The organism is Sphingobacterium sp. 18053 (assembly GCF_902706145.1).
Lineage (GTDB): Bacteria > Bacteroidota > Bacteroidia > Sphingobacteriales > Sphingobacteriaceae > Sphingobacterium > Sphingobacterium paramultivorum.
Genome location: NZ_CACSJW010000003.1, coordinates 62,377 through 87,318 on the forward strand (window position 1 = coordinate 62,377; position 24,942 = coordinate 87,318).

Consider the following 24,942-nt stretch of genomic DNA (forward strand, 5'->3'; position numbering starts at 1 on the left):
TTTTAAGAAATATAAACTCTAGAATATAATCGTTCGTGTTGCATGCAACGGATGTCAAATCCAATGTTGCATAAGCCCACTAAATTCCGTTCAACTGCTAAGGTCTCCTTGCAGAGATCAAGTATATCGTCATGTAAACCAAAAAGTATATCTTGGCCATCCAATTGCCCTAATGGCACAAGTTTAACAGCATTGGTCACCATCGTAATAGCGGCATTATAATAAAAGCCGTGTAACGCTTCTTCCAAAGGAATTTCCAAAAGTGACGCCAACATGCCATACATCAAACAGTAATGACTATCTACTTCCTTCTTTTGGATTAATTCACCCCAGGACAGCATAAAATCCTGCTGTTGATACCGACTGAATATTTTATAAATACGCACGCCCAGTTTTTTACTAGCATCGCGAATTTCTCTTGGACTTTTTAATGCTGTACATTCTTGATCTAGGGCGATCAATGCATCCATGTCCTGCGAAGAAGTTGCATCATAGGCCAGTTTCATCAAAGCAGCATCATTGTACTTCAGATTATACCAGAGGTTATGACGCACGTATTTGTCCGCCGTGGCCTTATCATAGACTAAGCCCTGTTGCACATAGGTTTCCAGTCCATTTGAATGGGTAAACCCACCAATTGGCAATGTAGGATCTGCTAGATGAAGTAACTTGCCTAGAAATGTATTTTTCATTGACATTATTTTTTATTGTAAGTATATATCTTCAAGGACCAATCAGCTCCTTGCGTAATCTTCTCTATCATTGGGTATTAAAGCTGTCCAAGTTTTTCCTTTGATTCTTATTTTTTCCATTAAGGCATCAATGAGCCCGCTACGCTCGGTTATTGGACAGAAAGGATCTTCAATCTTCGTTCATAGCTGCTGGCGCTTGCGAATTAATGAAGGCTTTATCGCTGATTAATAGCGGTATATTCTTCGTCGAAAACTTCATCTTCTGATGATGTTTTGGGTCGACATTTGCATTGAACTGACGTAAAAGTTGGCGCTCGCAACGTTGCGGGTCAAACCCCTGTTTTGCTAACCACTCGTACATTGACCTTTCATAAGGCATAAGCAATTCATTTGCCTCCACAAATAGAGGCAAATGTTTGTTTCCAATTTCACTACTTACAAAAGCGGTTCGAAGGAAATCAATTGCCATGACACGGATGACTTCACAAGGTTTGATCGTTACCACAACAATTTTCTCTTCATCTTCGTACAAGATATCGCCATCCTGCAAACTGGATGTATTACCCAACAATTTGACGGCAATATCCATTCCCTCCGCTGTACGTAAACGTTGAATACGTTTGGTCGACTCATACCATTCAATAGCGAGCGAATCAAGACGCTTATTGATCTGCTCACCCTGAATATTCCTTGTGATTTCCGTGATTATCATTTTTTAATTTTTAATAAATAGATTTTTAGATAAGCCTAAACCTACAGTTGATCCATTGATTCCCGTAATAACTTCATGATCATTGGGAATAGCAGCATCTTTACTATTTTTCTTTTTATAAGACAATTCTGCCACTTTAGCTTTTAATGCCCAACCTTTTCCCAAGGCAATACCCACAAGCGGGTACACTCTGAATAGATAGCCATTGTATTTACCATCGACCATAGTACCACCGGTAACAACATGTTGATCGCCCCACAAATAATGAACATCAACCTGGCCAATTAACATGAAATGCTCACTCAGAGGCCAAGTATTACTATAGAAAGGTCCTATTTCATGCGAATGATCTGTGAAATCCAGTGCTTTATCCTTAGCAGAATTGAATCCATAGTTTAGCCCCGCATTCATGTTGTCGGTAAAAAAATAGGCAGCACCCACCGGAGCGGCACTAAATTGATGCCCAGCTGTTGTTTCGTGGTAATTCAGTGACCCATAAACCATGATACCCCCCTTTTGCGCATAGGCCGATTGTATCGTAAAGCATGCTATTGCTATACAACAGCCTAAAAATGTCTTCAAATTTTTCATTAGCGTAAATCGTATTTTAGCAGTAATGAAGCATCATGAGCAGTCATTATTCCCTCTCTTTATGCGCTTTTGATAAGCTCATGATGATTTCATCAACATATTGTTTTTCATAGTTTATGGCGTGATATCGGATCACGCCATAAAAAAGTAGTATAGGGTTAAAACAAGAAGTATCGTTGTCCCAACGAAACTGTATCAACCGGTTTTGATCGCAGAATCTCACCGTCAAGACTTACCTCATAATTCTCTGGATTGACGATAATTTCAGGTGTAGCATCATTGTGGATCATATCTTTTTTGGAGATATTCCGACAATTTTCTACAGCAAGTAAGGTTCTTTCCAATTTATACTCTTCTTTAATTCCTTTTTCCAATGAAATTTTAGAGACAAAGTCAAAACAAGTTTGGTGAACAGCTTTACCTAAACCACCGAACATTGTTCTTAAAATAATTGGCTGTGGCGTAGGAATAGAAGCATTCGCATCACCCATTTTTGAAGCGATAATCATCCCGCCCTTAATAATCATTTCTGGTTTTGCGCCAAATAAAGCAGGACGCCAGATCACCATATCGGCAATTTTACCGGGCTCGATTGAACCAACATATTTGGAAATACCATGAGCAATTGCTGGATTGATCGTGTATTTCGCTACATAGCGACGTGCACGGAAATTATCGTTGTCCTTGCCTTCGTCTTCAGGTAATGGGCCTACTTGTTTCTTCATTTTGTCTGCAGTCTGCCAAGTCCGTGTGATGACTTCACCTACACGTCCCATTGCCTGCGAATCCGAGCTCATGATACTGAATACACCGCGATCTTGCAGTACATCCTCAGCAGCAATCGTTTCTGGACGGATACGAGAGTCAGCAAAAGCTACGTCTTCCGGAATTTCTTTACTCAAGTGGTGACAAACCATCAGCATATCCAAATGCTCGTCAATCGTATTTTTAGTGAATGGACGTGTCGGATTTGTCGATGCTGGCAAAACATTTGGATACATCGCCGATTTGATGATATCTGGAGCGTGACCACCACCAGCACCTTCTGTATGGAATGTATGGATGACACGTCCATTGATAGCTTGAATAGTATCTTCTAGGAAACCCGCTTCATTCAATGTATCTGTATGGATTGCAACTTGCACATCGTATTGATCTGCGACAGTCAAAGCTCTGTCGATTGTTGCTGGTGTAGCACCCCAATCTTCGTGGATTTTAACGCCTAACGCGCCGGCTTCAATTTGCTCCACAATAGGTTGTTCAGTACCTACGTTTCCTTTACCAAAGAAACCGAAGTTCATTGGAAGGTCTTCAACAGCTTGCAACATGCGGCGTAAATTCCATTTACCCGGTGTTACTGTAGTTGCATTTGTTCCATCCGCTGGACCTGTACCACCACCAATCATTGTTGTAACACCGCTATACAAGGCCGTTTCAACTTGTGTTGGGCTGATATAGTGAATATGGGTATCAATACCACCTGGAGTTAAGATATATCCTGATCCACCATGTACCTCCGTAGAAGCACCGATAATCATATTTGGTGTAATATTGTCCATTGTATCCGGATTTCCAGCACGACCAACACCTACGATTTTACCATCCTTAATACCAATATCACCTTTCACGATACCCCAGTGGTCAATGACGATCGCATCAGTGATCACCATATCCAATGTACCTTCATCACGTGTATGAACTGAAGATTGGCACATCCCGTCACGGACAGTCTTACCACCGCCAAATTTGGCTTCATCGCCGTAGTAAGCGTAGTCTTTTTCGACTTCAATAATGATATCTGTATCTCCTAAACGGATTTTATCTCCACTTGTAGGGCCAAAGATGGCGCTATAATTTAATTTGCTAACTTTTAAACTCATGATACTTTGTTTTTAAAGCCTTGTTCTTTTACTTTTTTCATTGCATTTGCTTTCGCAACTTCGGTTTCGGTATCTCCATTTGCCAAATCATTGTGGCCATAGATCCTTCTTGCACCCGCATACGGAACCAATTCGACGTCTTTTGATTCACCTGGCTCAAAACGAACCGCTGTACTGGCGATAATATTCAACCGTTTGCCAAATGCCTTTTCACGATCAAACTCCATCATTTTGTTCACCTCAAAGAAATGAAAATGTGAACCTACCTGAATTGGTCTATCACCTGTATTTGTCACAGTGATAGTTGTAACTTCTCTACCTTCATTACAGATAACATAGCCATCTACAATAAAAAATTCTCCTGGGATCATAGATTATATTTTAACAATTAGCGAATCGGGTTATGAACAGTAACCAGTTTTGTACCATCTGGAAATGTAGCTTCAATCTGTACATCATGAATCATTTCAGGCACACCTTCCATGACATCTTCACGTGTCAACAACGTTGCACCATACTGCATTAAATCAGCAACAGTACGTCCGTCACGAGCAGCTTCCAAAAGTTCACTACTGATCAATGCAATAGACTCCGGATAGTTTAATTTAAGTCCTCTAGCTTTACGTTTTTTCGCTAGTTCGCCGGCAAGATGAAGCAATAGCTTCTCTGTCTCTCTAGGTAATAAATGCATATAAATATTATTTAAATTGTTGTTATTCGAATTAAAACAAGTCACGGTGAGTACAAGTCACGACAAGGCCATACGACTTAAAAAAATCGTTCAAAATCGTGCTTAAAAGGACAGATTATACTCCTACGCAGCGCAAGGTCTGTCTCTTATCAACCGTTGTAAGAAATGGAAATTTTTATCCCAGAAACGGGATCTTTAAACTTTGGAAAAGAATATATTTTGGCGGCAGGATCAATCGATCCATATAAGGCCTTCTGTTATTCTGAATTTTGAGACGTACAGGATAACAGAATACAAAAAGACAAATTGAAAGCACTCCCCAATAGAGCAGCTTGCTCCATTCATCTTTGAGGTCCATCTGTTCGGTGATATCATAGACATCACGATCTTTAACCGCAGCGACCAAATTCTCCCGCTCGGAATTTTCCGAACCTTTTTCTACATGAGTATGGAAAGCCGCCAGGCTTATCCGGAAAACGGGTAAACTTTGGACAGTAGAATGCGTCGGTATAGCTATTCCTTTCATGAGCAGGGTGCTCAAAAGAAAAACTAAAAAGACTAAACTATACCTCATTCTTGTGTTCACAATTCTATTATTTGTTGTTCAAATTTACGACCAAAGCGGGCTACTTGACTAGCACAAATCTTGAATTAAGTAGTCCAAATTTGTTGAAAAAGCCCGCTTTGGAGATTTTAGATCAATATTTCAAATTTAAAAAGAGTAACCAACTGATACCATGATATTTCTCGGCGCACCAGCAAAGGCTCTCGTGTAGTCAAAACCACCTAAAAAATAATATTTATCGAATACATTGTTCAGGTTTACGGCCATTTTCATAGCACCAATGTGGTAATATGCCGCTGCATTAACAGTTGTATAAGATGGCCATTGTCCCCAGAGTGCATTTCCATCGCTATCCTTTCCGATGCTATTGTCCATCCGCTTACGGTCTACATAATAAACACCGGCACCAAAACCTAAGCCTTTTAAGGTACTATTTGAAAACACATATTTTAACCAGGCACTCGCCATATTTTTGGGTGCTCCTGGCAGGGACTGTCCTATTTCAGAAGGAACCGAGGATGATTTCACCTCCGTATTATTATAGGTATAATTGGCCATAACCTGGAACTCCCGTGTCAACTGCCCACGCACATCGAGTTCAACACCCTGCGATAGCGCTTTGCCAGATTGTCTATACTCCGGCAGCCCTGAATCATTGATAGTCCCTGTGGCAATGAGCATATTCTGTCGTTCAATCCGGAATAAGGATAGATCAACTTGCAATTGTTCCTTAAAGAAACCCGTCTTCACCCCTGTTTCCACCTGGAAACTCCGCTCGGCATCAAAGGGTTTATCGGCACCATAATCTTTATAGTTCTGAATAAAATTGGCGCCTACAGGCACAAACCCTTGTGAATAACTTGCAAAATAGTTAATCTGCTTATTAATTCCATAGGTTACACCAAAACGAGGTAATAAGGCATTTTGTGTCGCATGAAAACGATTTTGTCCATCAAGTGTTTCAGAAGAATAGTGTTCATGACGTAGACCTACAATAAGTTTCAATCGGTCGTCAATGCTGATTTGATCCTGAATATATTTACCCGTTGTTTTATAAGGGCTCAAAAAAGGATAAGCGACTCCTGTACGCCATACATAATTCGTCAGATCATGAGTCGTATAGGTAGGATTGTTTAAATCAAAAGTCAAAGGAACAACTTTACCATCTATAGTTTGCTGCCTAGCCTCCCGCAATTGGTTTTCTTTGTCGCCCCGATATTGGGCAAAATCAATCCCAGCAACCAAATGATGATCAACTCTATCGCCCAAAAGATCCCACTTGACGTAACCGACAACATTATCGGTATAATCACGCCCATGGCGATCAAAAAAGCGCATATTCATAATGGTATTATGTGGTGCATCAGCAAACGTGTTCATTGTCCGGTGTTCATTGACATCTTCCTGATAGATGGATTTCATGTAACTCAGATTCAAACTAACATGTTCTGCCAGACGCTGAGACAAACGAGCGCTTAATGAAAAAGTCTTGGAATTATAAAAATCAGAAGGTTGGCTCAACGTAAATGATCTTGGCAACGCATAAAAGTTATTTTCCTTAATCCCCATTCCCCGATCAAGATAACCGTTGAACTGATTATATACCATGTCAATATCAACCACCGTGCCTTCAGCTGGTTTGAAGGTGAAGGAAGGAGCAATCATCATTCGTTTCTGACGATTTACGTCACGGAAAGTCTTCGTATCTTCATAACCCGCATTAAAACGATATAAAATACGCTTGGCACTATCCAATGGTCCACCGAGATCTACAGTAGTTCGCATCGTTTCAAAACTACCGCCAGCAAAATTCACATGCCCCTTAAAATCTTCCAAAGGCTTCTTTGTCGTCATATTAATTGTACCACCCGGCACAATATCCCCAAACAAAGATGCCCCAGGCCCTTTCAAAACCTCGATATTTTCAAGATTGATCGTTAATGGCGAATTATAATAACTGTTACCATACCCATACCCCGAGCGTAAACCATTGACAAGCCGTACACCCGTTTCATAACCGCTTTTGAAACCGCGGATAACAACATCATCATAGGAAGATGCTTCTGTCACACCAGCCAGGTCCTGTACCAGCGCTCCAGTAGTAAAAGCCTGTTTATCTTCGATAAATTCCTTACTGAGTACAGCGACAGATTGCGGTAGATCCTTTAATTTTCCTGCAAATTTTCCCCCCAGCTCCATATTATTTGTCAGATATGAATTGTTGCGTCTACCCGTAACCAATACTTCATCCAATGTATTATCACCGGCTACCATAAGCAATCGAACTCCTTTTTTTGCATTCCAGTTGGCCGTGTTCAAATCCAGCAATACAGGCTTATACCCAATTGCAGCTGCACGTAGCTGTACAGGAAAAGAAGTTATTCCGGTAAAACTAAATTCGCCCTGAGCATTAGAACTTGTCTGTTGTTGTCGATCTGCCAGTGTCAATGTAACCCCTGAGATTGGATTACCGTTTTCATCCTGGATCTTACCAAATAGTGCCACACCTTGTTGTGCATACACCGCTCCCGGTACGGAAGCACTTGTCAATAAAGCGAAAGCTAGCGCTTTCATTACGTTGTTCATTCGAATAAATTATATATTTTTTGGCTTATCCACTTTTAGGGTTAAGCAATACGATCAACGAATAATTCCATGTGTATGGTTGGAAAATTCGATTCATTACAAAAGTCTTTCAACTGAAATCCCTGTTTTCCCCAAAACTCATAGGCTCCAGTCAGGAATGGGTGGGTATGTAAATAAAGCCTTTCGATACCTTTCTCCTTAGCGACCGCTGTCAAGCCCTTAAATAAGGCAGTTCCTAAACCTGACCTACGATAGCTTGGGTCGACAAAAAGACGGGCTACTTCCACTGTTTTCCTTCTGTCAATATCCAAATGCGGGAAACGGTAGTCATAAGCCAGCATGCCAACGACGCCAATCAGTTTACCCTGCTGATCTTTTGCCTGCAAGAATGCACCAGTTTCAGCCTCAAGATACACGGCTGAAAAAGCCAGTAGATCTTTGGGAAGTTTATGTGCATCCAACATCGGGAACAACTGTTTCCGAAATTCTATGACATAAGGTAATACGACATCAATATCTTCTTTTTCAACACGAGATATGCTGATATTTTTCAAATGGGGTTGCGTAGGAAAACGTCGCTTGCTCATCTGTTGATTTTCAACCAATATATTGCCGCTGTCTTTGATGGTATTCATATCGTTATAGCTATTTTAAAATATTTGCACAGTAAACTGAGCATCTCACTTGCAAACCATGATCTTTCATAAATGCACCTACTCAGGCAGCTTCATAATGGCGTATTCATTTCAATTTTGGTCTCCGCGTTATGCGCTGAACCCGCAATGGTGTCAAATGCCCTATCCGCACCCAGCATCGGAACAAACATCCATTTCTTTTGATTTTCCAAACTGATCAAAGGAAGTTGATAGGTCTGTTCCAATAATTCCCGTACTTGCTCTTGCTCCAGACCGTGCAGATCCACGAGCCTATTGTCCTTCATCAGATAAAACTGATCACCAAAAAGGTACGCCATGTTGGGGTCATGCATCACACATAACACGGTTGTCCCCTCTTTGACCAGCTCCTTGGCTGTCTGCAGAACCGCAATCTGATATTTCAGATCCAAATGATTGGTGGGTTCATCAAGCAATAATAAATCAGGTTGTTGTACCAACACGCGACAAAGTAATACCAATTGTCGCTCTCCTCCAGACAATGAGGTATAGGGTTTGTCCTTTAAATGTGTGAGGTTAAATCTATCCAAGATCTGTTCAACGGCCTCGAAGTCTTCCTTACTTGGTGAAAAACGAGAAAATGAGGCTCGTCCCGTCAGAATAACATCAACAACGCTAAAAGGAAATGTGGTCTGATGGAACTGGTTCAGAAAACCCAACTTCAATGAATTGGCCCGACCAACCTTCCAATCGCGACGTTCTGTTTCACCGATAAGAACTGATCCATTATATTTTTTTTCCAGCCCTGCAATAATATTAAACAGAGTCGATTTACCACTTCCATTTCGACCAAGAATAACAGAAAGCTTTCCTTCCGGAAACGACATGTTTACATCATTTAAAATGACGTCCTTACCGTAGGCAAAAGAAAGGTTTTTGATATGAATCGAATTATTCATGAATTCCAGTTGATTTCGTTACGGCGCATCAGGTAGATAAACAAGGGAGCACCAATAATCATCGTAAAAACACCGATCGGAATTTCAAATGGCATAACAGCCCTAGAAAAATCATCGATAAGTAATAGGAAAGTACCCCCAATACTGATATTTGCCCACACAATAATATTGTTATTGGGTCCAAAGATCATGCGGCTGATATGTGGTACAATTAATCCGAACAGACTAATCACCCCGACAGCTGCCACAGCTGATGCCGTAATCATTGTCGCCACAGCAATGAAGACCAATTTCAATATTTTCGGGTTAACGCCAACAGCAATTGCTTCTTGATCGCCAAGGGCGAGAAGATTCAGCTTCCAGCGCAAAAGGATCAGGATCCCCAATCCTATTGTGATCGGCAGGAACGCATGCTGTACTTTCGACCATGATGCCGTATGCAGATTCCCCATTGTCCATTGCACAATAGCTTGTAATTTATAGGGATCACTAATGTATTGTAACAGGGTTAACATCGCTGTAAATACACCGGAAATAACCATTCCAGCCAACACCATCCCAATAATCGAGGTTTTCAAGCCGGCATTTGAAACAAAATAGGTCAAACCTACAGCACATACACCGAACAGAAATGCCGATAGATTGACGGACAATAAAGGGAACAACATGGCCAATGCAGCCCCAAAAGCAGATCCCGAAGAAATACCCAATGTAAAGGGATCAACGATTGGATTCCTAAAAATGGCCTGCAAAATTCCACCGGAAGAAGCTAATGCTGCTCCGACCATAAAGGTCAACAGAATCCGTGGTAAACGTACCTGCCACAATATCGTATCCATGTTATCTTTCAATACCGCATTATGGTCTCCGATATAAATTCCCACTTCCGATCCAATGCGTTGGCAGAGCTCGACAAAACCAATGTTCTGACTTGATCCTACAAGTAAGGAAAGCAATAAAACCAACAGCGGTAAAACAACTAGCAGAAACAGCTTTTTTAATTGATGTATCATTGAAGTAGTCCTGCTTTACCGTATAGTTTTTCAAAAGCTATGGTCATATCCTGATCAAGCTGTTGTTTCGTATAATCCGAAAAACACCAATGTCTAATCTGTTTGGCAAAAAGCATAAATTTGACGGTATGTGGATCGAATGGGAACGACGGTGACATCACAAATACCTGTTTATTTCTCACTGCAGGTAATGCCGCGAGTTCCTTCAGATTATATACGTCTGCCAATTTAGAATTCCAAAGAATAATGAGGTCCGGATTCCATTTATAAATCGTTTCTGCACCGACATTTGGGGCTTCCATTTCCAACGGGCAGGCATTCGCTGCGCCCGAAAGACGGATCGCCATATCAATCAAACTACCTCGACCGGATGTCGAAAGCACTCTACCTTTAGACCAGGCATAATAAACCTTCTTCTGTATTTGATCCTTGGGAGCAGTCATTTTTTTGATCTCCGCCGAAACAAATTGAACAATTTCTTCCGCTCGCGCTTGCTTTCCGAGTAAGGCTCCCATCCCTATCAGTTCATTAAAAATACTTTTTTCATCCTGCGAAGAAAAAGTAAACACGGGAATTCCAAGATCCTCTAATTGGGAAATATTATCCTGATCGGTATTGAACGTCAAAACAAGATCAGGGTTCAAGCCCACTATGCTTTCCACATTATTTGCCTGGCCTGCGAAGGTAGGCGTTGCCAGTTCTTTTTTTGCAATTCTTTGATCCAATTTGGATAAAAAGCTATAGGTATCTTCGAGCTGATAAACCTGCTCAGGAATACCGACAAGACTATTTTCAGCACCCAACATATACACTTCATCAACAAGCGAAGGGAATAGTACAACCACACGCTTTGCCACATGCGCCAACACAACTTCCTTCCCTCTACTATCGACTGCTTTCACTTGACTGTTGAGCGTGCCGGATTGCCGATTTTGGCAGGCACTCAATATACCAGAGCATACCAAAAGCAATACAACTATAATTCGATTCACTTTCATTTAATTATCTTTTCGAACTTGTTCACCCAAACTGATATGCCCGTTTATTCTCTTTAAATCTGGATTCTTCTTATTTTTAGCCTGCAAACGAATCAAATCTTCGGATAACAGTAAGGCTTCCTCCAACTGAATCGACGTTCCATATTTTACCAAAATCTGCTCGTAAAGCCTTCCATCATAAGGGAGACGAAGAGATTCTTTGTCTGCCACCTTGAATATTGGCAGGTGTCTGTTTCCGATGAAATAACCGAAATCTGCAAGCTGAACCAAATCCGTTGGATTAAATCTTATCGTCAACGAAGGCTTGACAACCAAGATCGCTTGCAGCGTCTCCTGATGAAATAAACCATCACCATGGTGCCATTCCGCTCCTTGGTCCAATTGCATAAGAATTGCTTTTCCGTTTATTGTATTGCGCGTCAGGCGTCTTTTATGGACTTCATACCACTCAAGATGCACTTGATCGACGTCGCTAAGGGCAAACTCCTTGTTTGCGACAATTTTATCTATTGGTATGGGCAGCTTATTCATTTTTGTAAACTTATCTTCATCACACATTAACAGCACTTTTTGACTTTGTTTTCAGTGCTATTTATTTCCTCAAAAAACAGCACTATTGCATCAACATTGAACAGGATAACAATAAAACATGGATCATTATTATCCTATTCATTTTATCTGTTGTTCATTATTTTACTTCAAGCGCTTTATATTGATCTTTTTTTGCCTGAACTCTTTCTTTCAACCAATCACACCAAGTATCAAGGCCGTCACCATTTAATGTACTGATTGTAATAACTTCCAAGTTGGGATTTACCTCGCGCGCATCTTTCGTTACCGCATCCACGGAGAAAGGTACATATGGTAATAAATCCGCTTTGGAAACCAACATCAATTCGCTTGTTAAAAACATACGTGGGTATTTTTTTGGTTTATCATCCCCTTCTGTTGTCGCCAATAAGGTTACGCGGTAATCTTCACCCAAATCAAATGCCGATGGACACAATAAGTTCCCAACGTTCTCGATAAACAACAGATCTATTCCTTCAATATCGATATGATCCAGGGCTTGTAAGATCATTTGTGCCTCAATATGACACATTCCTCCAGTGACAATCTGCAAGGCATTGATGCCCACATCGCGCATACGTACCGCATCGCGTTCAGTTTCCGGATCACCCACTAAAACAGCGATATTCAAATCTTCCGACAAACGTTTTCCCGTCTCTTGCATCAAGGTTGTTTTGCCCGAACCCGGAGAAGAGCATACATTGATCACACAGACATCTTTCAGTCTATCGCGGATGGCTTTTGCGACAAAATCATTTGCTTTTAATAAATGTAGTGTTGTATTTTCACATTGAACCGAACCTACACGGTTACCTAAACTTTTAGGATTTGGAGTATTGTCTGACATGATAAACGATTTTTAGTCTTGTTTAAAAATTACTTTTGATATATAGAGTTCATTTCCCTGAACAATTGTACTGGAGGGTTGCCCGCAGTCACAGACAAATCGATGAAAATGAACAGGGAAATTTTTCTGGCAATGTTCACAGTATGCAATGATATCGTTTACAACGACCTCCATTTCCATATCCTGGTATTGCGTATTTTCAGCAATAAAAGCATCAAATGCATTTTGGATCAATACAGGCTGAACGTTGGATAACAATCCTGCTGTAACTTGAATTTTTTGAATATCATCTACCCTAGCCTCATAATGCGAGGTCAACGTATCAAAAATATCCTTTACTATACTTAGCTCGTGCATTGGTATATTTTAAGAAATAAATAAATTTAGAAAAGAAATGGCAGATTTCTTTGCCTGTCTGATGTGAAGAAAAGCTTACGCCTTAGCATGGAATTTTGATTTGCTCAAACAGCAAAAATCGAGCTATGGGTATAGGCTCAAGATCTAAGGTATGTTCATACCGATAGTCTTTCTGCAATGGGGATGGCAGTAGTTCATGCCAAAGCAAATCAACAGTAACCAACCAACGATCCATTAACCAATCTTGTGCTACTTCTACGTCCATTTCCGCAACAATGGATTGAAGCGATGGGTAGAGTGAACAAAAGTGGCTATGATCTTTTGGAAAATGGGTTATGCGTGAATCTCCCGCGTGTTCTGAAGGACTTTTTGAAGATAAATACGAGGATTTAAAACTATCACTTTTCAGTACAAGACTGTTTGCATTTAAAATTTTAAATGATAATAACAGTGCTGCAAACAGAAAAATAAAGTGCTTCCACATAGCTTTAACCTAACAAAGTATCAAAGATTCCTTTGAAACCAATACAAAGTTACTACCGATCAAAGAAGAAAAAGTAGCACAAATCTTGAATTTTATTTCACAAAATAGGAAACACCCAAAGAAAATTCCATAATTCTATATATATTAAATTAAAATTTGGTTAAAGTGAGATTAAAATGATATTAGAAGCAAAAATTGGGTGTTTTTTTGTCGCAGCTAAACATGATAGAAGATATTTTCTCATATAGCAAAATCATAAGAAGCCAGCCTCGATAGGAGACTGGCTTCTTGAAAGACTTAATATTTATTCATTAGCGATGCAAATCGAAGCGATCCAACTCCATCACTTTATTCCATGCCTTCACAAAATCTTGTACAAATTTTTCGTTTGCATCGGAACTGCCATATATTTCGGCAACGGCTCTTAATTCAGCATTAGAACCAAAAACAAGGTCTGCGCGTCCTGCTTCCCATTTTTTAACACCAGTTTTACGATCTGATCCTTCAAAAACTTCCCGATCCCGAGAGATTGCTTTCCAAGCCGTTCCCATATCCAATAGATTAACAAAAAAGTCATTGGTCAGTTGCCCAGGTCGGTCAGTCATTACGCCTAGTTGGGAACCATCAAAATTGGCTTGAAGGGCACGCATCCCGCCAATAAGAACAGTCAATTCAGGAACCGATAAGGTCAGCAACTGTGCCCTATCAATCAATAACGATTCCGTAGACACGGTATAAGCGCCTTTGCGATAGTTTCTAAATCCATCCGCAATTGGCTCAAGATAGCCCATGGATTCCACATCCGTTTGCTCCTGTGTAGCATCCATACGCCCAGGGTGGAACGGTACTTTGATATCATGCCCAGCAGCACGAGCTGCCTGCTCTATCGCAGCAACACCGCCCAAGACAATTAAGTCTGCCAAAGAGATCTTTTTACCGCCCTGTTGTTTTCCATTAAAATCCTGCTGAATCTGCTCAAGCGCGGTAAGAACTTTTTGTAATTGCGCCGGATTATTGACTTGCCAATACCGCTGCGGAGCCAAACGTATTCTAGCGCCATTTGCACCACCTCTCATATCCGACCCACGGAATGTAGACGCTGAAGCCCAGGCTGTCGTTACGAGCTCGGCAGTGCTAAGTCCAGCGTTCAATAGGGCGGATTTCAATATACTAATGTCATCCGTATCGACCAAAACATGATCGACAGCAGGAATAGGATCTTGCCACAATAATTCCTCAGCAGGAACTTCGGCCCCCAAATAACGCTCTCTTGGTCCCAAATCACGGTGTGTTAATTTAAACCAGGCGCGAGAAAATGCATCAGCAAACGCATCTTGATTTTCGTAAAATTTACGCGAGATCTTTTCATAGATTGGATCAAAACGCAACGATAAATCGGTCGTCAGCATCGTTGGCCTGCGCTTTTTATTGGGATCAAAGGGATCTGGAACATTCGAATCGGCTCCTTTGGCGACCCATTGGTGTGCTCCTGCAGGGCTTTTTGTCAATTCCCATTCATGCTCAAAAAGATTCTTAAAAAAGAGGTTGGTCCATTCTGTCGGTTTTTGAGTCCAGATAACCTCCAATCCGCTCGTAATCGCATCAGCACCTACTCCACTGCCGTAAGTACTTTTCCAACCTAATCCTTGTTGTTCTATACCGGCAGCTTCAGGCTCTTTTCCGACATTGTCGGCAGGTCCAGCACCGTGAGTTTTTCCAAAAGTATGCCCACCTGCAATCAAAGCGACAGTTTCCTCATCATCCATAGCCATCCGACCAAAAGTATCTCGTATATCTTTTGCAGCGGCGATAGGATCAGGATTTCCATCCGGTCCTTCTGGATTAACATAAATTAATCCCATCTGTACCGCTGCCAACGGTTTTTCAAGATCACGGGAGTGTTGCTTACCATCTGCATTATCATCTGCAGACAAAACACCATGTGCTTCAACTACACCTTCTGAACCATGTGCATAACGAATGTCACCGCCTAACCATGTTGTTTCAGAGCCCCAATATACGTCCAATTCTGGTTCAAAAGCATCCACACGACCACCGGAATAACCAAAAGTTTTGAAGCCCATAGACTCCAAAGCGACGTTACCGGTTAAGATCAATAAATCTGCCCAGGAGATATTTTTACCATATTTTTGTTTGATAGGCCACAACAGGCGACGAGCTTTATCTAAACTCACATTATCAGGCCAGCTATTCAAGGGTGCAAAACGTTGCTGACCAGACCCAGCTCCGCCTCGACCATCACTTACCCGATAGGTACCCGCACTATGCCAAGCCATCCGGATGAATAATGGGCCATAATGACCAAAATCTGCCGGCCACCAATCCTGTGAATCGGTCATCAATGCATGCAAATCTTTTTTTACAGCTTCTAAATCCAACTGCTTAAATGCTTCTGCATAATCAAAGCCTTCGTCCATCGGATTTGACTTGCTCGCATGTTGTCTCAACAGATCTACACGAAGTCTATTTGGCCACCAATCCTGATTCTGAGTTCCCCCTCCCGCAACGGCGTTGCGCATAGTACCATTGTGAAATGGGCATTTGCTAATGTCTTTTTCGTTGTTGTCCATATGAAAAGAAAGTTTATTTATATAATACCTTAAGTGATCAAATTGTTTGACTTCCACTTTCATAAAATTACACAAATGCACTCCCACTTGTACATCGAATGATTCGATACACTATAATCAAAATCTATACACACCATTATCAAGTATATAAAAACTTGAAAATCATCTTTTAGCGAGACTCCAGAAAACGCGGATTTTTAGCATTGCTAAAACAAAAGCCATTCTTTTATTATTCTACAATTAGGTTGTATCAAAAAATATTGGCCATGAGTGAACTTTCTACATTTTTGGTGAGTGCTTTTATAGGAGTGAGTTTGGCGGCAGCCACTGGCTTCCGGATTTTCATGCCCTTATTTTTATTGAGTCTTGGCTGTCGGCTGGAACTGTTCCAAGTTGGCAATGAATTAGCCTGGGCGGGTTCACCTCTTGTTTTAGCAGCAACAAGTATAGCTATGATTTTGGAAATAGCGGGGTATTACATCCCTTTTATAGACAATATATTGGACAGCCTATCCATCCCCTTAGCAACCATAGCCGGTACTTTACTTTTCGCTATACAGTTTACAGATATTTCTCCTTTTTTCCGCTGGGCTATGGCCATAATAGCCGGTGGCGGTACTGCAGCAACCATTAGCACGGCCCTGGCAGGCACCCGAGCCGCCTCTTCGATCGGAACGGCCGGTTTTGGTAATTTTATGATTTCGACAATGGAAACAATCGGTTCTACAATTTTAACCATACTCGCCATATTTGTGCCTTTTATGGCTATAATCGTTGTTATAGGCTTGTTTTATTTCTTCTGGCGATTTGGCAGAGAACAACTAAATAAAAAACTTAAAAGAACTTAATAGCTGCCAAACCATTGAATCTAATGAAACAGGTCCTCCTATATTTAAAAAAATTAAAACTTTATCACAATAAAGAGATTATGCTGATAACATATGCGCCTGTTTCATTTGATCTTTTAGTATAAAACAAAAAAGGACAGCAAATTTCCATGCTGCCCTCTTTGTTTTCAGATCTTATCCTGACTTGCGTTTACTTCCCTTGTTAATCAATGATAACTTCTTGTGGCCGTATTACCTTTTCAAGATCTTTTGGAAGAATGACGGTCAATACCCCATCCTCGAAGCTCGCATGCACATTATCCGTAAGCACTTGTTCATTTAATTGGAATTCACGTTCAAATGCCATTCCATCGTACTCTTTATAAATATAATCTATGGCATTGTCCTGAGCATTCTCTGTACATGAAATTTTTAGTATTCCGTCATTTATACTGACTTGGAATTGTTCCTTCTTACGGCCAGCAGCAAAAAGCTGTACTTCATAGAATTCTTGATTCTCTACAATATTTACAGGAACAGATTGCTGTCCGCCACCACTGTGTGCGGCTTCACCTTCAAAAAAATGTTGTTGAAATTTTTCAAAACGGTCTTTAAAATGTTGTCCGCAAAATTTGTTATGATTTGAATATCCTCTGGTATAATGATCTCTTTTAAACATGTCTTTAATTTTTAATATTGAATAATACGTTGAACTGATACATGACGAAAGCTTCGTCTTTGCAATTTTTTAAGCTTAATAAACGGGAACTATCGTTGCTTTCCTAGCACGTTTTTGTCCTTGTAATGGTACGATAGCGACCACTGTGTTGTAATGACGGTGAACGTTCGGATATACCGGAGTCCTATCCATTTTGAATGCTTGTCTATCTCTCCTACGCATTCTTGCTGCTGCGAAGCTTCCTATTCCGAAGAGAACTGTCCCAAACAATAAGAGTTTAAAGATCGTCCCAATAATCAAGGTTGCTAATCCCGCTATTGCCGTAAGCACAATCAGGCGTGGCAATATAAATCGAAGTTTATTTTTCATTTGAATACATCTTTTTTGTAAAATGGTTGCTGGCTTCCTCCATTTTCATCTGATTGAAAACGACATTCTCCTTGACCATTCGTATTTTGTAATTAATTATTATTCTGTCCAACATCCATTCTGACAGAACATCGCGTTCTGCTATTTCCTTAGCATCAGGATACCGGCATAAAAAAAGGCGCCTTTATAGAAGAAGACGCCCAACAACAGTTTTTACTTTAAAATTTTTATTCTTTTTTTAGAATCCACATCGTCCTCCAAAACGACGCTTCCATTCTTCCCGCAAACGCTCCCTTTCCTCATCGGAAAGATCTTCTCCTTTTTCCATCTGACGCGGAAAACCTTTTCGAAATCTCCCCCCTCCAGGTTTACCAAAACCCCTACCGAATAGAATTCTTGACAAAATAAAGAGTCCCAATGCCTGCCAATAGGTAATTGTTTTTAAATTGAAAATATCAACCATTAATGTATTCCATAAATATTGTAGTAAGGCTACCAACAAAAAAACACCAATGATAATAGCGACAAACATAAAAGCGAATTTACCCTTCCGCTGTCTATTCATTCTTCCATTCATAGCTTAATCCTTTTAAAATTTTAATTCTTCATACAAACTTCGCAACCGTACCCGCAGGTGCTTCACGGCATACCCTTTTCGACTGATAATCGTCTTTAGGTTCTCATTTTCCATAATGGCAATTTCTTGAAGTGTTTTCTCTTCCAGCTCATTCAGCACAAAAACTCGACGTTGCTTCTCCGGCAATTCCTCTAATGCTTTCATCAGCTCATCCCAAAAAATATCCTTAAATAATTTTAGCTCGGGATTATTGGAGTCGTCGGCCAAAAGGAACTGACGAATAGGAAAAGTACTTTCACTATCATCATCACCTGCTATCATATCGTCAAGTGATTCACTTTTCTTTTTCCGATAACTATCGGTAATCTTATTTCGCGTGACAGCATAGAGCCATGCTCCCGCATTCTCCAGTTCGTCCATATTGGTCAAACGGCTAAATTGATACCAGACCTCCTGTAAGATATCTTCTGCATCCTCCGTTTTCTTTACTTTTCCCTTAACAAAACGTAGCAGCTGACTTCCATAAGTCTTAACGATATCCGTAAATGATCTGGAATTTTTTTCTGCCATATGATTTTGGTATGCAATGTCCATAGCAGCATAGACGAACTAGTCGAACTTTTACTTTAAATTATTTTCATGGATCTACTTTCTTACTGACTTCCACCGCATGAACAACATGACACATTCCTTTTCGTCTTCTTTCGTATACGCTTTGTTCGCATAAATATACTAGATAATCAGCTAATAGGCTATGCTTTCTATACACTTTATGCAACATAAAAAAGTAGTTCCATGGTTTAAGACTTCCGGCGCTGCTGAATGACCTTACCTTTATCGGTAATAAAAATATAATGGTATGCTGGAAAACGCTGAATCAATTTTTTTCCTTCTTTCTCGCCCAGTACCATGATTGAGGTACTAAGTGCATTTGCGATTTCCGCTGAGGGTCCATAAATCGTCACTGAAGTTAACCCTGTAGCTGGATAACCTGTCACCGGATTTATAATATGTGAATAACGTTTTCCATTGATCTCCGCATATTTCTCATAGCTGCCCGAAGTTGCTACGGCCATTTCATTCAAACGAAGAACTTTGACCATTCGATGGGGTTTGAACGGATTATTTACGCCCACTTTCCATGCATCGTTCTGGGGTGGGCTTCCCCAAGCCGACAGATCACCAGAAGCATTCACTATACCTGCTTCAATCCCTTTTGCTTTCATTATTTCCCTGCCCCTATCTGCTGCATACCCCTTCCCAATAGAACCGAAACCGATCTTCATACCCGGTAACTCCAGAAAAATTGTCGAAGCCGCACTATCGAGGCGAATGTGTTGATAACCAACTTTCTCGACAGACCTTTTAATCACTTCTTCCGAGGGCATCGTGGTCATGCTGCCTTCAAATAGCCAAACTTTATCTAAGGCAACAATACTGATATCAAAAGCACCACCTGAATTTTGAGCATATTGGATTGCACGTTGTGTTAGTTCAAACACTTCTCTATCCACCTTAACTGGCTTAATCCCTGCATTGCGGTTCACCGCTGCTATTTGGGTTTGCGGACGCCATTCTGAAATCAGGTTTTCTATTCGATCTATTTCGGAGATGACTTCATCGATATGCTGATTTGTAATCGAGCTATCCCGATCTACCAAGCTAATTTCGAAAACAGAGCCCATAAGGGTAACCTGCCGCTTTACCAAGACCTGCGCAATCCCCGAAGTAATGGATACAAAGCAGAGTATTAAAAGCAGGCCACATTGTTTATTGTTCTTCATGAGATTGATCTGAAAAAGGGATTAAAAAGTCGATGCGTACCAAAAGCAGTCTTTATCGATGGGATATGCTATTGTACCACCAATTTACTAATAACAATCGGTTAAGATCTGTCCATTTTCTTTGTAGACTGCAATAGTTTTGCCGACATGTCGCAAAAGTAGCTCATTTAAAGTATATTCAACATCATGCTGCATACGCAATGCTCCACAAAGCAATATATAACCTCCTTTATCAAGCAATTCGACAAAATATAGCGCATCCCGACGAATCAAATCCATGACATATTGTGCATTTTCCTCGCGTGAAAAAGCCAGTTCAAGCTGTTTCAGATGTCCCAGCTTTATCTGCTCATCAGCAAAATCTATATAGTGTGCTGTCATTTCATTTCGATGGCGAAAACCAGCATACAGACGCAAAGGAGTCATACTTTCATTCGCTGAAATCATGCCTAGAAAAGGCGCTACCCCTGTACCATTCGCAATTAAAGCAACTGCATTTGCGGCTTTCGGAAAATGAAAACTTGGATTAACCATGACTCGTGCCTGCAGGGTTTGATTCGGTTCCAATCGATACAGGAAGCTTGAACCGAATCCATTAGGAAACAATTTCACCACAAGCTGAACCATCCCGTCTTTGTAACCTATCGAATAAAAACGTTCACGTTGATCTTGCGCGGGATAGATTGCCAATAAATCGCCCGATTGCATTTTAATTTTACCTGAAGGTTTCAGTACTAAAGTAAAGGTAGTATTACTAGCTGAAACTGTAGACTTCGCTATCACCTTAAATTTCGTCAATCCGACGACTTTAGCACTATAAATAGCCGGTGCAGAAGCTAATGCAATATTGGTCTGAGCAGACCACTGATGTATCCATGAAATAAGCTCATCGACATTCTTATCATTAACTGTATGTAAATCTGTTAGTCGAGAAGCCCATGCTTGTTTTTCTAATAAATGATCAATTTCGCACGCATAGGCACAAAAGTCGGGATAGGCTTTTGAACCAAAGCCCAGCACCGAAAATTGTACGTCTTGTTCTTGTGGATGGCTGTTGAGCTTATGTTCAAATTGAAGTGCATTGGATGGTGCAGTTCCTAGCCCGTATGTTGAGGTAAACACAAGCAAGTGTTTTGCCTTTGGAAAGCATTGATATTGATTCATTCCGAGCAGCAACGATTTTTGCCCATCCGCTAAGAGCTGTTTATGGATCTGATTGGCGAAAAACAGCGTGCTTCCATTTTCCGTTCCGAAAAGAATAACAATCTCTGCTTCTTCAGGTTTATATTTATTCTTGATTTTAGTACGCGTGCGCTTGAATGTGATTGCAAAGCCCGTGTAAATAAAGAACACAATATTCAAAGATGCGAGCCCCAATATAATGGCCCATATGATATTGGTTTTGCCCGTATGGAGGTCCAAAGAAAACTGTTCGGCCAATGCTGTAAAGGGATACTTTACTTCTTTATGCAAGCTTCCATTCAACTGATTTATGGTCAATTCCCGATCGCGAAGCTTCAATATAAAAAACTCATCAGGATCGTCTTCCATAAACGGAAACTCCAACGTCTTCAAATCGACAAGTTTTGTATTTTGGAATATTGAAAATTTTGCTACCTCCAATTGGATATCTTCCTTCATCTTATTGGGATATTCAATTGTTTGGTTCGGCTTTTTTAAGATTTCAATACGCACCAGAAATAAATATGTACCTGTTAGGGCCAATATCAAAATTGGTATCAAAAATAGACGTCCTGAAACAACATGGAAATACTGGGCAAAAAAGTCCCGGTTGATTTTGGCAAAGAAATGTCGAACGCCCTGTTGACGCTTGACAATCAGAATAATTCCTGAAATAGTAATAAGAAACAACAGAAATGAAACCACACCAATAATCACCCGACCGGTCACTTTAAGAAAGAGTGAGCGGTGTAAAGCTGTAACCCATTGAACAAATTGGGACTTATTCAATTGGGGACCAAGCAGACGCCCCGTATTCGGATCGATATAACCTTTCACAGTGTTGCCATCTGCGTCTATGGCATCAATGCTCACGAATTGATTGTGATCTACCGAGATCGCTATGATTTCAGGATAAACCTTGCGCAAAGCTGTTACTGACTGCGCAAGGTTTAACGTTTCAATATGTTCAACCCGATAAGGCGGAATTTTTTCGTTGACGGCGTCAATGGCCAATATTACGCCAGTTATCGATAATAAAAGTAAAAAGATAGAAGAAACAATAGCTAAGGCTAAATGTGCATACCTCCAAATAGATACCAGCATTTTTACCCCTTTTCTTATTGTACTTTATTTAACTTAACAAGTTTGATATATCCCTTGCCATTAGCTTTTTCAGTGATAGCTTCCTTTGTCAAAGGAATTTCAACATCAGCAGTATGGTATTTTTGTTCCTCTACAGCAGATTCAAAACGGAGTTTATACCCTTTGTTAAACTTCGTTTCATCAATATCCAATGTCCGCATGGCACGGTCACCGCCACCAACTGACGCACCCGTCACCGCATTTAGCTTTTCTTTGGTTTTATTTTGGAACTTGTACCATTCCTTGATCGTATTATACCATTGTTTATCAGATCCCAATACGGCGAGTGTTTTTTCGTAAGCTCCACTAGGATTAATCAGTGAAATCACCACGTAGGCTTTCTCACCTTCATAGGCATTCATTTGGATCATACACTTATATTTAGCTGCCTGTGCGAAAGAGCTTAGGGCTGCCATCGAAAATAAAAGAGTGGCTATCGTTGTTTTAACTATGTTATTCATCTTCAATTGAATCTAATTTTATTTCAAAAAGTCAAGCTGCACATTGGATTTAGACAAGAAATCGTTTTCTTTCGCCAAATCATAAGCCGTTTCATCGAATTCTGTTTTCAATTCCTTTTTTGCACCAAGGGAAACCAATGTTTTTAGCAAGGAATCGTCTTTTGCTATGAGAGCTGCCTTATGTAGTGCCGTCGTTCCCTCTTTATCCTGTGCGTTAATATCTGCTCCAAGTTCGCTGGCTTTCTGAATAAGCTTCACATTCTCTTTCGCTACTGCCAAATGATACAATGTGCTACCATTTTTTTGTGGAGCAACAACGTCCAATCCATTCGTCTTAAGTATCGCTAATTTTTCTTTAAACTCATCCCCTTGTGAAGTATTTCCCTGCCCACCGGGTCTGCCGCCCTGAGGCAATTCCTTGTAAGAATTAAACCAGTAAAAGGCCAAGTTATTACCTTCCTTATCCAATAGCTTGATATCGGCTCCATCTTTAATCAACAATGCCACTATTTCGGGAGCCCCATTCGCTACAGCCTTGGTCAATGCAGATTCGCCTTTTTCATTTACTGCATTTACGTTCTTCGCTTTAGCAAGTAGCAGCTCGACCAATTTAGCATCCTTACCGCTAGCAGCCACCATAAGCGCTGTATTTCCATCGTTGTCCGCTTTTGCAACATCTACACCTTTATCCAAAAAATAATTGATCACGGCCATATCTGGTCTGCGAACTAAAGCATGCAGCACTGTCGCTCCTTCTTTATTTACAGCCTTGGGATCCAATTTGAACTTTTCAACCAAATAGGTATAAACCGACAAACCATTCGATGCTTGTCTGGAACCCTGAGTCGCAAAAAACAACGCATTATTGGTTGGTTTTACGCCACGGGCGATGAATTTCTCCATGAGCTCGATATTTCCAAGTTTAGCCGCATAATCCGTCACTGTGCGGCCCGACTCGTCTTTATCTTGAATAGATAATCCTTTTTTAATGAAATAATCTGTCAATGCAAGGTCCTTGTCTGCAGACGCTGCAAGCATCATTAATGTAGCACCACCTTCATATTTTTGCTTGGGATTCACACCCGCTTTAAACAAAGCATCATATACGGCAGTATTTGTATTTCCTGTCGAAGCTGCATAAGCAATAATTGGGTAACCATGGCTATCTTGGTAATTGACATCCGATCCTTTTGCAATTAAAAACTCGACAAGCTCCGCATTTCCACTTGACGCTGCCCAGTGTAAATAACTACGGCTATGATGCGTCTTCTTCGTTACACTATTCCCTTCTTGTTCGATCATAAACTTGACAACATCCGTCGGAGCGCCATTTAATATCGCCATTGTGACTGGATCAAAGGATGCCGCATTAGGCTGAGAAGGGCTATTTCCTTTACTGATTTCTTCTTTAACAATTGTCAAGGTAGGTTTACCTTTCCAAAACTCGCCGTTCATTAACGAGTTTGTTTGCGCCTGTGCATAAGTTGCAGCGAATAATAAAGCTGCTAAAAGTGTCTTTTTCATCCTTTTATTTGTCTTTTGAAGTTGATGAAGTAACATGGCCTATTCATTCCCTACTCAATTATTCGGCAAATTGAGCTACAGTCATACGATAACTTGGGTCGAAATACATCGTGCTGGTTTCATCAGAATATAAGTGTAAATGCGTATATTTTAAGAACAAGGGAGCTTTCCGAATTCGATTTTGTACAACAATTTCTGCATACAGACAAGTCCATGTTTAAAATAGAATAACTACTTTATTTAAAT

At 40.5% G+C, this 24,942-nt stretch carries 26 protein-coding genes; 1 reads left to right on the plus strand and 25 read right to left on the minus strand.

Annotation, left to right across the window (positions count from 1 at the left end; genetic code table 11):
- Positions 1 to 2: 2 nt before the first annotated feature.
- The 17 genes from GVK91_RS07390 to katG form a co-directional block, all read right to left on the minus strand.
- On the minus strand, positions 3 to 692 hold the full coding sequence (locus GVK91_RS07390; protein ID WP_153845822.1) for an urease accessory protein UreF: 690 nt from the start codon (positions 690 to 692) through the stop codon (positions 3 to 5).
- Between the two features lie 169 nt (positions 693 to 861).
- Entirely contained in the window at positions 862 to 1,404 is a 543-nt protein-coding gene (locus GVK91_RS07395; protein ID WP_159727660.1) for an urease accessory protein UreE, read from the minus strand.
- 3 nt (positions 1,405 to 1,407) lie between these two features.
- A complete protein-coding gene (locus GVK91_RS07400; protein ID WP_159727661.1) occupies positions 1,408 to 1,995 on the minus strand; it encodes a hypothetical protein in 588 nt (195 codons plus the stop codon).
- A 158-nt stretch (positions 1,996 to 2,153) separates the two neighbouring features.
- Entirely contained in the window at positions 2,154 to 3,875 is a 1,722-nt protein-coding gene (gene ureC / locus GVK91_RS07405; RefSeq protein WP_070567879.1) for an urease subunit alpha, read from the minus strand.
- Positions 3,872 to 4,246 carry an urease subunit beta gene (gene ureB / locus GVK91_RS07410; protein WP_159727662.1) on the minus strand — a complete coding sequence of 125 codons (375 nt, stop codon included), beginning with the start codon at positions 4,244 to 4,246 and terminating at the stop codon, positions 3,872 to 3,874. Before ureB ends, ureC begins: the two co-directional genes overlap by 4 nt.
- Positions 4,247 to 4,263: 17 nt before the next feature.
- The gene (gene ureA / locus GVK91_RS07415) at positions 4,264 to 4,566 is read right to left on the minus strand and encodes an urease subunit gamma (protein ID WP_075993440.1); all 303 of its coding nucleotides are present in this window, start codon (positions 4,564 to 4,566) and stop codon (positions 4,264 to 4,266) included.
- A 175-nt stretch (positions 4,567 to 4,741) separates the two neighbouring features.
- Positions 4,742 to 5,092, minus strand: coding sequence for a hypothetical protein (locus GVK91_RS07420; protein ID WP_159727663.1), 351 nt, complete (start codon positions 5,090 to 5,092; stop codon positions 4,742 to 4,744).
- Positions 5,093 to 5,278: 186 nt separating this feature from the next.
- Positions 5,279 to 7,717, minus strand: a complete 2,439-nt coding sequence (locus GVK91_RS07425; RefSeq protein ID WP_200845549.1) for a TonB-dependent receptor — start codon at positions 7,715 to 7,717, stop codon at positions 5,279 to 5,281.
- 41 nt (positions 7,718 to 7,758) lie between these two features.
- The gene (locus GVK91_RS07430) at positions 7,759 to 8,352 is read right to left on the minus strand and encodes a GNAT family N-acetyltransferase (RefSeq protein ID WP_235032798.1); all 594 of its coding nucleotides are present in this window, start codon (positions 8,350 to 8,352) and stop codon (positions 7,759 to 7,761) included.
- Between the two features lie 92 nt (positions 8,353 to 8,444).
- On the minus strand, positions 8,445 to 9,290 hold the full coding sequence (locus tag GVK91_RS07435) for an ABC transporter ATP-binding protein (RefSeq protein ID WP_159727664.1): 846 nt from the start codon (positions 9,288 to 9,290) through the stop codon (positions 8,445 to 8,447).
- Positions 9,287 to 10,303, minus strand: a complete 1,017-nt coding sequence (locus tag GVK91_RS07440) for an iron ABC transporter permease (protein ID WP_159727665.1) — start codon at positions 10,301 to 10,303, stop codon at positions 9,287 to 9,289. The genes GVK91_RS07435 and GVK91_RS07440 overlap by 4 nt, the downstream gene beginning before the upstream one ends.
- Positions 10,300 to 11,301, minus strand: coding sequence for an ABC transporter substrate-binding protein (locus GVK91_RS07445; RefSeq protein WP_159727666.1), 1,002 nt, complete (start codon positions 11,299 to 11,301; stop codon positions 10,300 to 10,302). The genes GVK91_RS07440 and GVK91_RS07445 overlap by 4 nt, the downstream gene beginning before the upstream one ends.
- Entirely contained in the window at positions 11,302 to 11,832 is a 531-nt protein-coding gene (locus GVK91_RS07450) for a hypothetical protein (RefSeq protein ID WP_235032799.1), read from the minus strand. It lies immediately after the preceding gene.
- A 157-nt stretch (positions 11,833 to 11,989) separates the two neighbouring features.
- Entirely contained in the window at positions 11,990 to 12,718 is a 729-nt protein-coding gene (gene hypB, locus GVK91_RS07455) for a hydrogenase nickel incorporation protein HypB (protein ID WP_159727670.1), read from the minus strand.
- Between the two features lie 12 nt (positions 12,719 to 12,730).
- Positions 12,731 to 13,075 (minus strand): hydrogenase maturation nickel metallochaperone HypA, encoded by a 345-nt coding sequence (locus GVK91_RS07460; protein WP_088162260.1) that lies wholly within the window; start codon positions 13,073 to 13,075, stop codon positions 12,731 to 12,733.
- 82 nt (positions 13,076 to 13,157) lie between these two features.
- Positions 13,158 to 13,559 carry a hypothetical protein gene (locus tag GVK91_RS07465; RefSeq protein WP_088162261.1) on the minus strand — a complete coding sequence of 134 codons (402 nt, stop codon included), beginning with the start codon at positions 13,557 to 13,559 and terminating at the stop codon, positions 13,158 to 13,160.
- 311 nt (positions 13,560 to 13,870) lie between these two features.
- Positions 13,871 to 16,150 (minus strand): catalase/peroxidase HPI, encoded by a 2,280-nt coding sequence (gene katG, locus GVK91_RS07470; RefSeq protein ID WP_159727672.1) that lies wholly within the window; start codon positions 16,148 to 16,150, stop codon positions 13,871 to 13,873.
- 266 nt (positions 16,151 to 16,416) lie between these two features.
- Here katG and GVK91_RS07475 point away from each other — a divergent pair, with 266 nt between their 5' ends.
- Entirely contained in the window at positions 16,417 to 16,998 is a 582-nt protein-coding gene (locus GVK91_RS07475) for a DUF4126 domain-containing protein (protein ID WP_159727674.1), read from the plus strand.
- Positions 16,999 to 17,200: 202 nt separating this feature from the next.
- Here GVK91_RS07475 and GVK91_RS07480 read toward each other — a convergent pair whose 3' ends face one another.
- The 8 genes from GVK91_RS07480 to GVK91_RS07515 form a co-directional block, all read right to left on the minus strand.
- On the minus strand, positions 17,201 to 17,656 hold the full coding sequence (locus GVK91_RS07480) for an Hsp20/alpha crystallin family protein (RefSeq protein WP_153845809.1): 456 nt from the start codon (positions 17,654 to 17,656) through the stop codon (positions 17,201 to 17,203).
- Positions 17,657 to 17,731: 75 nt separating this feature from the next.
- Positions 17,732 to 18,025: a hypothetical protein gene (locus GVK91_RS07485; protein WP_159727676.1), complete on the minus strand. Its 294-nt coding sequence runs from the start codon at positions 18,023 to 18,025 to the stop codon at positions 17,732 to 17,734.
- 238 nt (positions 18,026 to 18,263) lie between these two features.
- A complete protein-coding gene (locus GVK91_RS07490) occupies positions 18,264 to 18,602 on the minus strand; it encodes a hypothetical protein (protein WP_153845807.1) in 339 nt (112 codons plus the stop codon).
- A gap of 12 nt (positions 18,603 to 18,614) precedes the next feature.
- Complete coding sequence (locus GVK91_RS07495) at positions 18,615 to 19,172, minus strand: RNA polymerase sigma factor (RefSeq protein WP_200845550.1); 558 nt, start codon at positions 19,170 to 19,172, stop codon at positions 18,615 to 18,617.
- A gap of 230 nt (positions 19,173 to 19,402) precedes the next feature.
- A complete protein-coding gene (locus GVK91_RS07500; protein WP_200845551.1) occupies positions 19,403 to 20,386 on the minus strand; it encodes an FAD:protein FMN transferase in 984 nt (327 codons plus the stop codon).
- Between the two features lie 87 nt (positions 20,387 to 20,473).
- Positions 20,474 to 22,672 (minus strand): PepSY domain-containing protein, encoded by a 2,199-nt coding sequence (locus tag GVK91_RS07505; protein WP_159727680.1) that lies wholly within the window; start codon positions 22,670 to 22,672, stop codon positions 20,474 to 20,476.
- A gap of 14 nt (positions 22,673 to 22,686) precedes the next feature.
- Positions 22,687 to 23,172, minus strand: coding sequence for a DUF2271 domain-containing protein (locus GVK91_RS07510; protein WP_075993457.1), 486 nt, complete (start codon positions 23,170 to 23,172; stop codon positions 22,687 to 22,689).
- Between the two features lie 18 nt (positions 23,173 to 23,190).
- The gene (locus GVK91_RS07515; RefSeq protein ID WP_159727682.1) at positions 23,191 to 24,696 is read right to left on the minus strand and encodes an ankyrin repeat domain-containing protein; all 1,506 of its coding nucleotides are present in this window, start codon (positions 24,694 to 24,696) and stop codon (positions 23,191 to 23,193) included.
- Positions 24,697 to 24,942 lie beyond the last annotated feature (246 nt).